Origin of the sequence: Mammaliicoccus sp. FSL K6-3158, assembly GCF_038005105.1 — a bacterium.
Classification (GTDB): domain Bacteria; phylum Bacillota; class Bacilli; order Staphylococcales; family Staphylococcaceae; genus Mammaliicoccus; species Mammaliicoccus sciuri.
In genome coordinates this window covers 2,146,299-2,161,645 of sequence record NZ_JBBOSL010000001.1, presented here as the reverse complement: position 1 = coordinate 2,161,645, position 15,347 = coordinate 2,146,299, and the positions used below count along the sequence as shown (strand labels likewise).

Genomic DNA, 15,347 nt, shown 5'->3' with positions numbered 1-15,347 from the left:
TTATAAATTACTTAAAGTTAAGGAGGGTTGTCGTGAAGCAATCATCTCGGATCAATATTAATTTAATGAAAGATTATAATAAGCAACTTGTTTTAAGGACGATTCAAAAGTATGGACCAATCTCTAGAGTAGAAATTGCGAATAGAATTGATTTATCAAGACCTTCAGTTTCAGAAATTGTTTCAATATTAATTGATGAACAATGGATAGAAGAGAAGGCAATGGAAAGAAAAGTTAGAGGCAGACAACCTATACCACTTGATATTAATAAAGAGAAAAAAGTGATGATTGGTTTAGAAATTGGTGCATATAGAACGAGTATAATTGTCAGTAATTTGAGAGCAGAAATCTTATTTGAGAAACAAATAGAAATGGATTTACGAAAAGGTCCGAATGACATGATTGTTTATTTAGGACAAGAAATTCGTTTAATTGCAGAAGAATATTCAGCACAACAAATTGAAGTACTTGGTATTGGAGTAGGTATGCACGGGTTGGTCGATACTCAAAATGGTACAAATATCTTTGCGCCAAACTTAGGATGGAGAAATATCGAAATTAAATCGATATTAGAATCTCAAACAGACTTGATGGTCGTAATTGATAATGATTGTAATAGTGCAGCACTTGCGGAAATGTGGTTTGGCCAAGGTAAAGAAGAAACAAACTTTATATCGGTCATCGTGGACTATGGTGTAGGTGCAAGTATTATCAATAATGGATCGATTTTAAAAGGCAATCACCACATTACAGGTCAAATTGGACATGTCACGATAGATCCAGACGGTCCATTATGTTCTTGTGGTAACTATGGCTGTTTAGAAACGTTGACTTCAGAAACAGCAATTTTAAAAATGATTAAGCGTCAATTAAAAATTGGTCGTAAAAGTCAATTATTAAATATGCAGTCTGAAATTGATGAATTAAGTATTGAAGATTTTTATGAGGCAGTGAATCAAGGCGATGAATTATGTGTCCAAATTGCTAAAGAAGTTGGTAGGAACCTTGGTTTAGGCTTTGCAATATTAATAAATTTATTTGGACCAAAATTTATTGTATTAGGTGGTAGTTTAACAAAAATTAGTCATCTCTTACTAACAGAAATTAAAGCAATCATTCGGTTAAAAGTAATGGGTGAAGATGCGAAAGAGACTCCAATCGTAACTTCTGCTTTAGGGGACGATTTATATACGATTGGCGCAGCATCTTTAATAGTAGAAGAAATATTCTCACTACCAAAACCAAATAAATGATTATAAGGAGGAATTATAAATGAGTGAATTAAATGAACAAGTCATTATTGTAACTGGCGCAGGAAAAGGAATCGGTAAAGGGATTGCAAAACAACTTGGCAGTAAAGGAGCAAAGATTGTCGTTGCTACAATTGATCCAGAGTTTGGTAAAGAAACAGTAGCAGAAATAATCGATAACGGTGGCGACGCATACTTTGTTGAAACAGATGTATCTAAAGAAGAAAGTATTATTAATATGGTTAATGAAACAGTAAATCATTATGGAAAAATCAACACACTCGTTAATAATGCAGGTATCACAGTGTTTAAATCAATTGAAGAAGCAACAGTTGAAGATTGGGATTCTATTATCAATATTGATTTAAGAGGCACATTCTTATGTTCGAAACATGTCATCCCTGAAATGAAGAAACAAGGTGGCGGTTCAATTATCAATATTTCTTCAAACCATTCAATCGCGACTTTACCAGATACTGATATGTATGCTGCTGCTAAAGGTGGCGTTAATGCGATGACAAGAGGTATGGCGTTAAGTTTAGGTAAATACAATATTCGTGTAAATGCGATATGTCCTGGATTTACGAACACATCACATTTGAAAAATTGGTTTGATTCAATGGAAAACGAAGATGAAGTGAGACAAGGCGTCTTAGATTTACACGCGACATCAAGAATTAATGAACCAGAAGATATTGGTAAATTAGCGCAATATTTAGCATCTGATGATTCTGAAATGATGACTGGTGAACACTTAGTCATTGATGGTGGTTTATCTGCACGTTTATACAACGCAAACGGCTATTAAGTTATAAGGAGGGTCATGAAGATGGATGTATTGTCTATTGGAGAAACGATGGTTGTGTTTGCACCTAAAGGAGTAGGACCAATGAGATATGCTCAAGACTTTTCAACGCATATAGCTGGGGCTGAAACAAATACGCTTATTGGGTTAGAAAAGCTTGGTGTTAAAACTGGCTGGATCAGTCAATTAGGTAATGATGAATTAGGGCAGAAGATTTTAAATTTTGTTCGTGGTGAAGGTATTAATGTAGATTCTGTAAAATTAATATCTGAAGCACCGACTGGCATTTTTCTTAAAGAGAAATTTCGACAAGATCAAACACGCGTCCATTATTATAGAAAAGGTTCAGCAGCCAGTCTAATGTCTGAAGCAAATATAGATGAAAGTTATGTCGCTCAATTTAAATATTTATATGTCACAGGTATTACACCTGCTTTAAGTGCATCTTGTAAAAAAACAATATTTAAACTCATTTCGACAGCAAAATCATTAGGCTTACAAATTGTTTTCGATCCAAACTTAAGACTCAAATTATGGTCTGAAGATGAAGCGAAAGAGACATTAAAACAATTAATCGCTTTAAGTGATATTGTGTTGCCAGGAACGAGTGAAGGGGCATTTTTATTCAATACACAATCTGAAGAAGAAATCGCTCAAAAGATTATAAATTTAGGTGCATCAACAGTAGTTGTTAAATTAGGAAGTAAAGGTGCTTACTATGTACATGAAGATATTTCAGGTTATGCAAAAGCTTCAAAAGAAATAGAAGTCGTTGATCCTGTTGGTGCTGGAGATGGCTTTGCGGCAGGTTTAATTGCAGGTATTATCGAAGGATTATCCATTCATGAAGCATCAGAACAAGCTTGCAATGCAGGAGCACTCGTGACAACGGTTAAAGGGGATGTTGAAGGCTTACCAACTAAAGAAGAAATTGAACAAATGAAACATACAGGTCATGTAGATGATGTGATTAGATAAGGAGGCGTCTAAAATAGATACATTACAAACAATCAAAGAAACTAAATTAATCGCAATTTTACGAAATGCAAATCCCAATGATATTTTACCAATCGTAGAAACATTATATAAAGCAGGTATTCGTGCGATAGAGGTTACGATGAATTCACCTAAAGCGTTAGAATCTATTGAACTGATCTCTAATGAAATGAAGGGAAAAGTTGTAGTCGGAGCAGGTACAGTCTTAGATGCGGAATCGGCAAGGTTAGCTATTTTAAGTGGTGCAACGTTTATACTGTCGCCAACGGTAGATAAAGATACGATTCGCATGAGTAAAAAATATGGTACCGTAAGTATACCAGGTGCTATGACACCAACAGAAATTCTAGAAGCTTATGAATACGGTGGAGATATTATTAAAGTCTTTCCAACAACAAGTTTAGGTCCTGAATATATTAAAGATTTACAAGGTCCACTACCGCATATCCCACTTTTACCAACAGGTGGTGTAAGTATAGACAATGTTACAGACTTTATTGAAGCGGGAGCTGTTGGCGTCGGTTTAGGAAGTGCTTTAGTAAATACGAAAGTAGAAACGAATAAAGCGTATTTTGAGGAACTAGAACAAAAAGCACAAGCATTTTATAACAAAGTACATTAAAGAGGAGTGCTAACATGAAGATTGTAGACTATGAGTTGTTTCAAGTACCACCGCGTTGGTTGTTTCTAAAAATTACAACGGATGAAGGTATCGTCGGATGGGGCGAACCTGTAATTGAAGGTAAAGCTCAGACTGTTGGTGCAGCGGTTGATGAATTTATGCAACAGTTGATTGGCAAAAATCCTTTAAATATTGAAGATCATTGGAACATGATGTATAGAAGTAGCTTTTATAGAGGTGGTCCAATTTTAATGAGTGCCATTTCAGGTATAGACCAAGCATTGTGGGATATTAAAGGTAAATATTATAACGCGCCTGTTCATGAATTATTAGGTGGGGCATGTAGAGAATCTATGAAAGTATATTCATGGGTTGGTGGTGATAGACCTCAAGATACTGCAAACGCTGCTAAAAAAGCTTTTGAAAATGGTTTTGAAGCAATCAAAATGAATGCAACTGAAGAATTACAGTATATAGATAGTTATGACAAGATAGAAAGTGTTGTTCAACGTGTTGCTGGTATTAGAGAAGCGGTTGGCAATCAGTTAGGTATTGGAATTGATTTTCACGGGCGTGTTCATAAACCAATGGCTAAAGTATTAGCTAAAGAATTAGAGCCATACAATCCAATGTTTATAGAAGAACCTGTATTAAGTGAAAATATAGAAGCGGTTAGAGAAATTAGTCAAACGACAACTATTCCAATAGCGCTTGGTGAAAGGCTATTTTCTAGATGGGATTTCAAACCTATTTTAGAAAGTGGATTTGTCGATATCATTCAACCTGATTTATCACATGCTGGTGGTATAACGGAATGTAAAAAAATTATTTCTATGGGAGAAGCTTATGATGTAGGTGCTGCACCTCATTGTCCACTTGGACCTATTGCTTTAGCATCATGTTTACAAGTGGATGCAACTTGTCACAATGCTTTTATACAAGAACAAAGCTTAGGCATTCATTATAATAAAGACAGTGATATTCTAGATTATATTACGAACAAAGAAGTATTTGAGTTTAAAGATGGATATGTAGATATTCCTAAAAAGCCTGGCCTTGGTGTAGAAATTGATGAAGCACATGTTAGAAAAATGGCGGAAGTCGGGCATGATTGGCATAACCCAATTTGGAGACATAAAGATGGAAGCATTGCAGAATGGTAAATATAACGTTTGTTCATAACATGATTAAAGGCTGAGACAATGACGTCTCAGCCTTTAATTGATTTCTCTATATTCATAAACTTGAAGTGGATTGAACTTTATTAAATAATGATCATACCATGTGCTTAATCCATATTTTTGTTTGTAATGTTCTAAAGCTTCATCTATATACCCTTCAGATACGTCTAAATAATTACTCAGTTCAAATTTATTATGGACGCCTGATTGGTACGCTTGCACAATACTTTTTAGAGGTATAATTTTTTCAAATCCTAATCTTCTTGCTTTATGCTCAAATTTCCATTTCCATAATTCACTTGTATCGAGAATATCTCCATAAGATATATCATGATGGGCTAACTCTTCTCCTAGCACTTCTAACTTTTCTTTGTTAGATAAATCATCTTTCAATAAAATTAATCCATCTACATATAAACCTTTCAGTTGATTCGGAAGGTTACTTGTTTCTTTAATCACGATGTGTTCATTATTGATAAGTGTTTTTTCATATCTATTCAAATTATCCCCACCATATTTTCCGTTTAATAAATCATTTGTTTTGATGCTTTAGAAAATCAACATATTCTAATACTTTCTTCAATTCTTCTTCTGTTAATTCTCCATCTAAATGTGCGGCAATCGTTTCTGCAGTAGAGTTATAAGTTTGTTTAGCTTCCCCGTCTAAAATATAACTGACACTTACATCAAATAACTTTGCCATTTCTTCTATTTTCTTCATCTTTGGTGCTTTTCTTCCTGTTTCCCAATATGAAATGGATTGTTTTGAAACTTGTAACGCATCTGCTAATTTTTGTTGCGTCCATCCATTTTTCGTTCTTAATAAACTTATTTGTTCAGAGAGTTTATTTTGAGACACCATAAGTTTCCCGCTCCTTATATGATTGATACTATTATTATAACCTATAGTTATATTTTATCAATAATTTTGCAGAAAAATATAACTAAAAGTTATTGACGTCAACCGAAAGTTATATTATAGTGTAACCAAGGAGGTGATACACATGGTTAAAATGAACTTCAAAACAGATAAAGTGAATTTGAATTATTCCGAAGAAGATAACAGAATCCCAATTGAACCAGACAAAGTTAAACAATTTATCGCAATGATAGGTGGGTTCTTAGGTGCACTATATTTAGCATTGAATGCATCTGGTTTTTCGGTAGAATGGTTGAACCCTCAAAAGTTAAATGCATGGATGAACGTATTAAACACAGGGATACCTATTGTATTTGTGCTTTATGGTATTTGGAAAAACACATTCATTTTTACAAATCAATCACGTGAACAAGAAAAGTTCTTAAAACAATCTGGTAAAAAATAAAAATGAGAAAGGATGATTGAATGTTAACAGCTATAACATATTTAACTAAAAAAGGATGGGAAATTTCATCAGACCCAAGAACGTACAATCAATATCCAAAAAACTATGGATATAGAAATTACACAGAAGATGGCATAAATTATGATGCCTATTGTAGTGGTTATCATAGAGCATTTGATGTCTATAGTAATGAAACGAATCAAATTCCAGCAGTTACTAGTGGAACAGTTATATTAAGTGAACCATTTGGTAATTTCGGAGGCACAATTGAAATTAGAGATAATAATGGCAATGATTGGATTTACGGGCATATGCAAAGAGATACATTGCAATTTTCTAAAGGTGATAAAGTCATTCAAGGTGACATTATTGGATTACAAGGCAATAGTAATTATGACAATAATCCGATGAGTGAACATTTGCATATCCAATTACGTCAAAAAGGTGAAGACATTTCTAAAGAAGTAACAAGAGTGTGTAGTGGTATGCCAATTGAAAATTATGACATATCCAAACTCAATCAAAAATTAGATCAATCTAACAATAAAGGAGCCGTTAAAATGAGTAGAAAAATTATGATTGTAGCAGGGCACGGGTATAATGATCCAGGCGCAGTAGGAAATGGAACAAATGAAAGAGATTTTATTAGAACGAATATCGTAGACAGAGTAGCAAATTATTTAAAACAAGCAGGCCATAAAGTTGCAGTATACGGCAAAGACCAAGATATGTATCAAGATACAGCATACGGTGATCAGGTCGGAAATAAAAAAGATTACGGATTATACTGGGTTAAATCACAAGGTTATGAAATTGTAGTAGAATTTCATTTAGATTCAGCAGCCGCATCAGCTACAGGAGGTCATGTTATTATTCCAAGTGGATTAGCAGCAGACAGTATTGATAAAGCATTACAAGCAGCCGTGAAAAAACATGTAGGTACTATTAGAGGCATTACAGAAAGAAGTGACCTATTACATTGCAACGTAGCTAAAGCAGAATATATCAATTATCGATTAGTAGAGTTAGGATTTATTACCTCAACAAAAGATATGAATTACATTAAAAATAATTTAAATGCATATACAAAATCACTAGCAGAAGCCATCAATGGAGGAGCCATCAATACGAATCCAACAACCTATACAGTCGTAGCCGGAGATACACTATGGAGTATCAGTCAAAAAACAGGCGTTACCGTAGCAACATTAAAGAAATTGAACGGATTAACATCAGATGTCATACAAATCGGACAAGTATTGAAGTTAAAATAGGAGACAAAACGATGAATAAAAAAGCAGAAAAAAATACCTTAACCATAAAATTTATACAATGACGGCCATCATTAAATAAAATTATGTAAGGTATCCGAATAAATTAAATATAACACAAAACCCTCGCTATCAACAAACAAATAGCGAGGGTTTTAAATGTAAAAAATTGTATAAAAAGTAATTGACAGAATATTATGAACTAAATATATTATTCTTAAGACGTCTTGAATTTTGAAAAATGGGAGTGTTTATTAATGAAAAAATTTTTTATAACATTATTATTAACAATTATAATTGCTTCTGGTGCAGGGATTGTTAAAGCATACCAAGTTAATGTTGATGGTGGTACATGGAATTATGGTGTTTCAAGTCAATATGTATGGTCTAATTATTACCATGGAAAGAAAACACATTATACGAGTGTAAGAGGGCGTTATTGGGCTACTTCAGGTTATACACCTAAAGGAAGATGGTCTAAGGTATCGGCTCAAAAACGACCAGGTTGGCAAATTTGGAAAGTAAATAAAGCATATTACGGCTTCTATTAATGAATTTTATTAATGAGGCTATTAAATGAAGAAAATTACAAAGATAACTATATTTCTTATATTCTGTATTATAACTTTTATATTCTTAAATTTTTATAATTATATAGATGATATTAAATTGCCAGGATACAACAAGGCATTAGTCATAGAAAAGTGGGACAAGAAACATAATAAAGAAGAAATAAATAGGTTATTAGTTAAGCTTTCTACTGAACATAATATTTCGATGATTCGAGTAAATGGGAATTATGATGATAATGGTAAAACTAAATATTTATCTCAATATAATTTGAACGAGAAACTTAATTTTAATGAAAAAGCATTTAATCGTAACAAGAAATATCAAATTATAAAACCAGATAATAAAATTTTGGGTAAATTAAATTTGGTTGGAACAACTTTTTTTATAAAAGAGAATCCCAAGAGTGATTTTTATGAAACATTAGAAGAAAAAGGTTTAACTACTAAAGATTATGAATTTCCATTACATTTAATAATATTGGAATATATAAGTACCCATCAATTACCTTCTACTTTCATAATTTTATTAGTAATAATTTTCATAGCTATTTTATATGATCAACTTGCTTCAGTGAAAGAAATGTCTATTAAACGAATACATGGATTCACATCGGCAAAAATTATAGCTTTACAATTATTAAAAATTACAAAAATCTTTGTTTCACATTTCATAATAATAACTTTAATAGTAACTATTGGATTATATTTATATAATCAATTGGCACAAATTAGATATATTTTTTGGTCATATTTAATTTGTGTAGTAATTTTTTATATTATTTTGATTATGGTATCGCTAATGTCTTACTGGCTAGTATCTAAACAAACTTTTAATATTCAAAAATATATAAAATTTGAAGGTGTCGGCAATAGGTTTCAATACTTGCCAAATATAATTAAGTTAATAGTAACTTTAACTTTACTCAATGTTATATCGATTTCAATACATAACTACATAGAAGCGTTTGACATTGTGAACAGTGAAAAGCATTGGTTTAAGAATAAAGATTTATATATTGCTGAATTGACAACAAATGAAATAGAAACAAGTAAGAAACAGTTTAAATATTCAGATCAAGAAGTGATAAATTTATTAAACAAAATTCCTGAAAAGAATTGGATGCTTACATTTCATAGACATTATAATTGGAAAAAATCTGGGGAGAAATATGATTTAGATAATGCTATCTATGTAAATAAGACTTTTATTGATAGAAATAAAATTAGTATAGAAAACAAAGAATCAGTAGATTTTTCAAAAATTACAGCACTAATTCCTGATAAAGGATTTTCCAAAGAGAATATAAATAAAATTAAAAAAGATTTACAAGAAGAGATTGAATTTTATGATGAAATTGAGAAAGTTCCTAATAAACAAAGGTATCTAGATATCAAAGTTCATAAAATAAAAAATAATTATAATTTATTTAACTATAGTACAGGTGTATATAGTAAAGAGGTTATATCTTATAATCCAGTAATAATAATATTACCTAAAGGTTATTATCCAATTTCTTTCTATAGTTCTGCTACATCACAAGGGTTATTGCTCTTTAATGATTATGATCTAATTAAAAGTAAACTAGATCATAATAAGTTTGATACAGAAATTCAAGGTTTGACTAATGCTTATAGTAGTGTATTGACTGAATATAATAAAATAAAACGTAATCTATTTGTTTCTGTTACTACCTCTATACTAGGAATCATAATATTAATTTCAGTATATCTATTTATTATTAATATTTATTGTGATAGAGAGAAAAAAGTGATATTTGTAAGAACTATTCATGGAGATTCTTTTTTTAAAAAGCATATAAGTTTTGTGATAAATAGTTTAGTTTCTACTTTTATAGCATTATTTATTGTGAATTTTTTTGATATTGTAGAAATTTCATTCAAATTAATGATTTCAATTATTCTATTCGAATTACTTACTGTCATGATTTTTATTAATCGATATGAATATCATTTGTTGAAAGATGCAAGAAGAGGTGAGACTCAATAATGAAAAAGTTAATTTATACATTAATAGCAAGCATTATGATAATTTGTATAATTTTATTTACGATGAAAAATATTGATGAAAAATTGGATGTAGTAAATCCCTTTGTTAAAAGAGGTTGGAGTTATGCTAAGGTTCCATATAGCAGCGATGCTGAACATTTAAGTAAGCAAGAAATTATAAATATCCAAGATTATAAAGATATTGAATCTTATGATGAAAATGGTCGTAAAAATAACTACTTATTGGACTTTAAAGGTTATAGCCCTTCTGAACAATATGTCAAAATTGATCACAAAGGTAAATGGGTTTATTTTATAGAATATATCAGTAAATCTGAGTATGAGAAGATGATTAAACAATGATCCGTTTAAATAATTTAAGAAAACAATTTAATGGTGTTAATTTATTTAGTGATTTGAGTTTGAATATTAACAAAGGTGAAATGGTCGCCATAACTGGGAGAAGTGGTTCGGGAAAATCTACTTTATTGGGTTGTATGTGTGGCTTAGAAAAAATTGATGGTGGTACTATTTATATTGATGGTGATGACATAACTAAGATGAAACGTAAACATAAGATGCTATTGTATCGAAATAAGTTAGGCTATTTGTTTCAAAACTACGCACTTATCACACATGAAACGATTGAATATAATTTGGACATCGTACTAACTTATAAAAAATTGAGTAAATCTCAGAAAAAAGTATTGAAAAATGATGTCATGAAAAAAGTAGGATTAAATAAACCACTTAATACTAAGATTTATACGTTAAGCGGAGGAGAACAACAAAGAGTCGCAATTGCTAGGTTACTATTAAAAGAACCTCTAATAATTTTTGCAGATGAGCCAACAGGTGCTTTAGACAATGATAATAAATATAAAATACTTGAACTTTTATCAGAATTTAAAGGTAAATCTACTATATTAATTGTTACGCATGACGAGGAAGTTATGAAATATTGTGATAGAAATATACAACTTGCTACATGAATGAGTTGATACACATATAAAACGGCTAGGACATTATTATTTGTCATAGCCGTTATTTTTTATGAATTGAAAAGAATGGTGGGTTTAGTAACAAAAGTCGTAGGAAGTGTAACTAAGGAGGTCCATAGTAACAAAAATCGTACGAAGTGTAACTAAGACAGCCTATAATTACAAAACGCATAAGAAGTATAACGAACGACATACAATTCTTTACTGCTCATTCATAGTTTTACATAATTTTAATCAAACAAACTGAACTAAAAATACTCTGTGTGGTATGATGAGTATGGTGATGAGATATGATAAAAATTGGCCTAACTGGATGGGGAGATCATGATTCTTTATATGAAGACCTGTCTAATAAAAAAGATAAGTTAAAAGCATATGCTGCTCATTTTCCTATTGTGGAATTAGATGCAACTTATTATGCGATTCAACCGCAACGAAATATTGAAAAATGGATTCGGGAAACGCCTAATAATTTTAAGTTTGTTGTTAAGATTCATCAGGCGTTAACAGGTCATGCTGAGGTAACTGATTTTGCTGAAGACAAAATGACATTGTTTAATTTATTTAAAGATTCGATGGCACCGTTAAAAGCATCAGGAAAGTTAGCGATGATTCTCGTACAGTTTCCACCTTGGTTTGATTTACAACCTCAAAATATTAATTATTTACGTTATGTACGTGAGCAATTAAAAGATTTTGATGTTTGTATCGAATTCCGTAATCGTACTTGGTTTAAAGAAGATGTTAAAGAGTATACGTTGGAATTTTTAACCGAAATGAAATTTATTCATAGCGTTTGTGATGAACCGCAGAGTGGAGAAGGGTCTATACCACTTATAAATCGTATTACGCATGATGTTGCTTTCGTCCGTTACCATGGTAGAAATGTAAACGGATGGACGAAGAAAGATATGACAGATCAAGAGTGGCGTGATGTCAGATATTTATATAATTATAATGAAGCAGAACTTAAAGAGTTAGCTGATAAAGTTAAAATTTTAGAGCATAAAGCGAAAGATGTTTATGTAGTATTTAATAATAATTCTGGTGGACATGCTGCACAAAATGCCAAAACTTACCAAAAGTTATTAGATATAGAATACGAAGGTTTAGCGCCTAAGCAACTTAAATTATTTTAGAGGTGACAGGTATGGCATATTTAGTGTTAATTATTATAGGTGTATCGTCTGCAATATTAGGGGCGCTAGTTGGAATTGGTGGCGGAATTATTATTGTTCCTTCACTCGTATACTTTGGTATAGACCATCAATTATTGTCTGGTATGACACCACAAAGAGCGATTGGTACATCATCTGTTATATTAATTACAACGGGTTTAACAGCAACATTAGGCTATTTGAAAACGAAGCAAGTTGATGTAAAAAATGGATTAATATTCTTGATTGGTATTATTCCAGGGGCTTTACTTGGTGCATATTTAAGTAAGTATTTTACTTTAGATTCATTTAATTTGTACTTTGGTATTTTCTTAATCTTTATTTCTATCGTATTAATGATACGTAATCATGTGAAACCAATAAAGTACTTCCAACGAGAAAAGTATTTAAAATCATTTACAGATAGATATGGTGAACATCATAAATACGGTGTTCCACCGTTTGTCGCTATTGTTTCATCATTTATTGTTGGTATAACGACTGGTTTATTCGGTATCGGTGGGGGTGCACTGATGACACCTTTAATGATTATTGTATTTAGATTCCCACCACATGTTGCTGTTGGTACAAGTATGATGATGATATTCTTTTCAAGTTTATCAAGTTCTGTCAGCCACATTGTGCAAGGTAATGTACTTTGGGTACATGCGATTGTATTGATTATTTCAAGTTACTTTGGTGCAAAAATTGGTGTAAGAATAAATAGTAGAATGAAGTCAGACACTGTCGTTTTAATTTTAAGATTTACAATGTTAATCTTAGGTATATATTTGATTATAAAAAGTGTTTTATAAGGAGTTGGATTTGTGAAGCTCACGATATTTCATACAAATGATATACACAGTCATTTAAATACATATGCCAAAATATCTCAGTATATTAAAGATGAAAGAAGTCGATGTCAGCATGATACACTATATATTGATATAGGTGATCATATAGATTTATTTCATCCTTTAACAGAAGCATCACAAGGTAGAGAAAATGTTAATATTTTAAATGATAGTCACGTAGATGTTGTCACAATAGGTAATAATGAAGGTATGACGATATCTCATGATGCTTTGAATCACTTATATGATGAAGCTCAGTTCGATGTTACTTGTTGTAATTTATTTGATTTAGATGGCAATTTACCGAATCATATAACTTCTCATGTTGTTAAAGATATTAATGGTATTAAAGTATGTATGATTGGTTTGACAGCACCTTTTAATCATATTTATGAAAGACTTGATTGGAAAGTGACGTCACCATTACTTGCACTAAAGAACGAAATAGAACAAGTGAAAGAAGCATATGATGTACTGCTCGTTTTAAGTCATGTCGGTATCTTCTTTGATGAGCAAATTTGCAAAGAATGTCCGGAAGTAGACATTATTTTCGGCGCACATACACATCATTATTTTGAAAATGGTGAAGAACAAAATGGTGTGTTGATGGCTGCAGCTGGTAAATATGGGCATTATGTTGGTAAAGTAGATTTAGTTATTGAAAATCAAAAAGTTATTCATAAAGAAGCGGAAATTATTAATTCTGACTTAATTGAAGAAGTACCAAATGATTATGAAGAAAAAGGTAAGGCATTATTAAATAAACCGATACTTAAAGGTATTTTTTCATTACCACGTCGTCTTAACAGTGCAAGTTATACAACGGACTTATTATGCGAAAGTGTATTAGATTTTACAGGAGCAGACTGTGCAATTATTAATGCAGGTCTTATCGTTAAAGGTAAGACGGGTAATGAGTTAACAGAATACGATATTCATCAAATGTTACCGCATCCTATAAACACTGTTTCAGTAGATTTAAGAGGCGCGGAACTTAAACAAATTATATATAAAGCGATGGAACAGTCCTATATGGATGAAGTAGCATTTGGATTTGGCTTTAGAGGAGATATTTTTGGAGGATATGTATTTAAAAATATCGGCTATATTGAGTCTACAGGTCAATGTTTTGTGAATGGAAAAGAAATAGAAGATCACGAACAATATAAGCTCGGTACTATTGATATGTACACATTCGGAAGATACTTCCCAATATTGAAAGATATGAATGTAAATTATATTATGCCAGAGTTTTTAAGAAATATTTTTGAACAAAAGTTATTACAACATAAAAAGAAAGTGTAATGAGCATTTAAATTTATATGTATATTCGTTATAATATATAAAGATGAAAATTAATAATAGAAGGGTGTTCACGTATATGGCTACTAAAAATGAAGAAATATTACGTAAACCAGACTGGTTAAAAATAAAATTAAACACGAATAAGAACTACACAGGCTTGAAAAAAATGATGCGTGAGAAGAATCTTCATACAGTTTGTGAAGAAGCTAAATGTCCAAATATTCACGAATGTTGGGGAGAAAGACGTACAGCTACATTTATGATTTTAGGTGCAGTTTGTACGAGAGCATGTCGTTTCTGTGCAGTTAAAACAGGTCTTCCAAATGAGTTAGATCTAGATGAACCACAACGTGTAGCAGAATCAGTTCAACTTATGAACTTAAAACACGTTGTTATTACAGCAGTAGCAAGAGATGACTTGAAAGATGCTGGTTCTAACGTTTATGCAGAAACAGTACGTAAAGTAAGAGAGTTAAATCCATATACAACGATTGAAATTTTACCATCAGATATGGGTGGTAGTTATGAAGCATTAGAAACATTAATGGCTTCTAAACCAGATATTTTAAACCACAATATCGAAACAGTTAGACGCTTAACACCAAGAGTTAGAGCACGTGCAAAATATGATCGTACATTAGAATTCTTAAGAAGATCTAAAGAAATGTACCCAGATATTCCTACAAAATCTAGCTTAATGGTTGGACTTGGTGAAACAGTTGAAGAAATTTATGAAACAATGGATGATTTACGTGCAAACGACGTAGATATTATGACAATCGGTCAATATTTACAACCATCACGTAAACATTTAAATGTGCAAAAATACTACACACCTTTAGAATTTGGTAAATTAAGAAAAGTAGCTATGGAAAAAGGCTTTAAACATTGCCAAGCTGGTCCAATGGTACGTAGTTCTTATCACGCAGATGAACAAGTTAATGAAGCTGCTAAACAAAAACATATTCTAGGTGAACAAGCACTTAATAACTAATAAGGTG

The 15,347-nt window shown here is 31.5% G+C and carries 17 protein-coding genes; 15 read left to right on the top strand and 2 right to left on the bottom strand.

The window, feature by feature from the left end; genetic code table 11:
- The first annotated feature begins 32 nt into the window (after nt 1-32).
- From MHH94_RS10855 to dgoD, 5 genes are read left to right on the top strand one after another with little or no spacing between them, the layout of a single operon-like run.
- Nucleotides 33-1,253 (top strand): ROK family transcriptional regulator, encoded by a 1,221-nt coding sequence (locus tag MHH94_RS10855; protein WP_084754955.1) that lies wholly within the window; start codon nt 33-35, stop codon nt 1,251-1,253.
- Nucleotides 1,254-1,272: 19 nt separating this feature from the next.
- Complete coding sequence (locus MHH94_RS10850; protein WP_058591505.1) at nt 1,273-2,058, top strand: SDR family NAD(P)-dependent oxidoreductase; 786 nt, start codon at nt 1,273-1,275, stop codon at nt 2,056-2,058.
- A 21-nt stretch (nt 2,059-2,079) separates the two neighbouring features.
- The gene (locus MHH94_RS10845; RefSeq protein WP_078355573.1) at nt 2,080-3,033 is read left to right on the top strand and encodes a sugar kinase; all 954 of its coding nucleotides are present in this window, start codon (nt 2,080-2,082) and stop codon (nt 3,031-3,033) included.
- A 13-nt stretch (nt 3,034-3,046) separates the two neighbouring features.
- Entirely contained in the window at nt 3,047-3,673 is a 627-nt protein-coding gene (locus MHH94_RS10840; RefSeq protein ID WP_078355574.1) for a bifunctional 4-hydroxy-2-oxoglutarate aldolase/2-dehydro-3-deoxy-phosphogluconate aldolase, read from the top strand.
- 14 nt (nt 3,674-3,687) lie between these two features.
- Nucleotides 3,688-4,836 (top strand): galactonate dehydratase, encoded by a 1,149-nt coding sequence (gene dgoD, locus MHH94_RS10835; protein ID WP_058591502.1) that lies wholly within the window; start codon nt 3,688-3,690, stop codon nt 4,834-4,836.
- Nucleotides 4,837-4,890: 54 nt separating this feature from the next.
- Here dgoD and MHH94_RS10830 read toward each other — a convergent pair whose 3' ends face one another.
- Both MHH94_RS10830 and MHH94_RS10825 read right to left on the bottom strand, forming a co-directional pair.
- Nucleotides 4,891-5,355 carry an ImmA/IrrE family metallo-endopeptidase gene (locus MHH94_RS10830; protein WP_025904387.1) on the bottom strand — a complete coding sequence of 155 codons (465 nt, stop codon included), beginning with the start codon at nt 5,353-5,355 and terminating at the stop codon, nt 4,891-4,893.
- Nucleotides 5,356-5,386: 31 nt separating this feature from the next.
- The gene (locus tag MHH94_RS10825; RefSeq protein WP_025904388.1) at nt 5,387-5,716 is read right to left on the bottom strand and encodes a helix-turn-helix transcriptional regulator; all 330 of its coding nucleotides are present in this window, start codon (nt 5,714-5,716) and stop codon (nt 5,387-5,389) included.
- Between the two features lie 142 nt (nt 5,717-5,858).
- On the opposite strand from MHH94_RS10825, the gene MHH94_RS10820 reads away from it, so the two are divergent.
- From MHH94_RS10820 to lipA, 10 genes are all read left to right on the top strand, one after another.
- Complete coding sequence (locus MHH94_RS10820; protein ID WP_078355576.1) at nt 5,859-6,179, top strand: phage holin; 321 nt, start codon at nt 5,859-5,861, stop codon at nt 6,177-6,179.
- Nucleotides 6,180-6,199: 20 nt separating this feature from the next.
- A complete protein-coding gene (locus MHH94_RS10815; protein ID WP_084754953.1) occupies nt 6,200-7,453 on the top strand; it encodes an N-acetylmuramoyl-L-alanine amidase in 1,254 nt (417 codons plus the stop codon).
- A 254-nt stretch (nt 7,454-7,707) separates the two neighbouring features.
- Nucleotides 7,708-8,001 (top strand): lactococcin 972 family bacteriocin, encoded by a 294-nt coding sequence (locus MHH94_RS10810; RefSeq protein ID WP_058591500.1) that lies wholly within the window; start codon nt 7,708-7,710, stop codon nt 7,999-8,001.
- Between the two features lie 25 nt (nt 8,002-8,026).
- Entirely contained in the window at nt 8,027-10,030 is a 2,004-nt protein-coding gene (locus MHH94_RS10805; RefSeq protein WP_058591499.1) for a hypothetical protein, read from the top strand.
- On the top strand, nt 10,030-10,392 hold the full coding sequence (locus MHH94_RS10800; RefSeq protein ID WP_084754951.1) for a YxeA family protein: 363 nt from the start codon (nt 10,030-10,032) through the stop codon (nt 10,390-10,392). The genes MHH94_RS10805 and MHH94_RS10800 overlap by 1 nt, the downstream gene beginning before the upstream one ends.
- Complete coding sequence (locus tag MHH94_RS10795; RefSeq protein WP_084754949.1) at nt 10,389-11,021, top strand: ATP-binding cassette domain-containing protein; 633 nt, start codon at nt 10,389-10,391, stop codon at nt 11,019-11,021. Before MHH94_RS10800 ends, MHH94_RS10795 begins: the two co-directional genes overlap by 4 nt.
- A gap of 299 nt (nt 11,022-11,320) precedes the next feature.
- Nucleotides 11,321-12,169, top strand: a complete 849-nt coding sequence (locus tag MHH94_RS10790; RefSeq protein WP_058591496.1) for a DUF72 domain-containing protein — start codon at nt 11,321-11,323, stop codon at nt 12,167-12,169.
- Nucleotides 12,170-12,180: 11 nt separating this feature from the next.
- Nucleotides 12,181-13,002: a sulfite exporter TauE/SafE family protein gene (locus tag MHH94_RS10785; RefSeq protein WP_058591495.1), complete on the top strand. Its 822-nt coding sequence runs from the start codon at nt 12,181-12,183 to the stop codon at nt 13,000-13,002.
- A 12-nt stretch (nt 13,003-13,014) separates the two neighbouring features.
- Nucleotides 13,015-14,346 (top strand): bifunctional metallophosphatase/5'-nucleotidase, encoded by a 1,332-nt coding sequence (locus tag MHH94_RS10780; protein WP_078355583.1) that lies wholly within the window; start codon nt 13,015-13,017, stop codon nt 14,344-14,346.
- 76 nt (nt 14,347-14,422) lie between these two features.
- Entirely contained in the window at nt 14,423-15,340 is a 918-nt protein-coding gene (gene lipA / locus MHH94_RS10775; protein ID WP_048540168.1) for a lipoyl synthase, read from the top strand.
- Nucleotides 15,341-15,347: the final 7 nt, after the last annotated feature.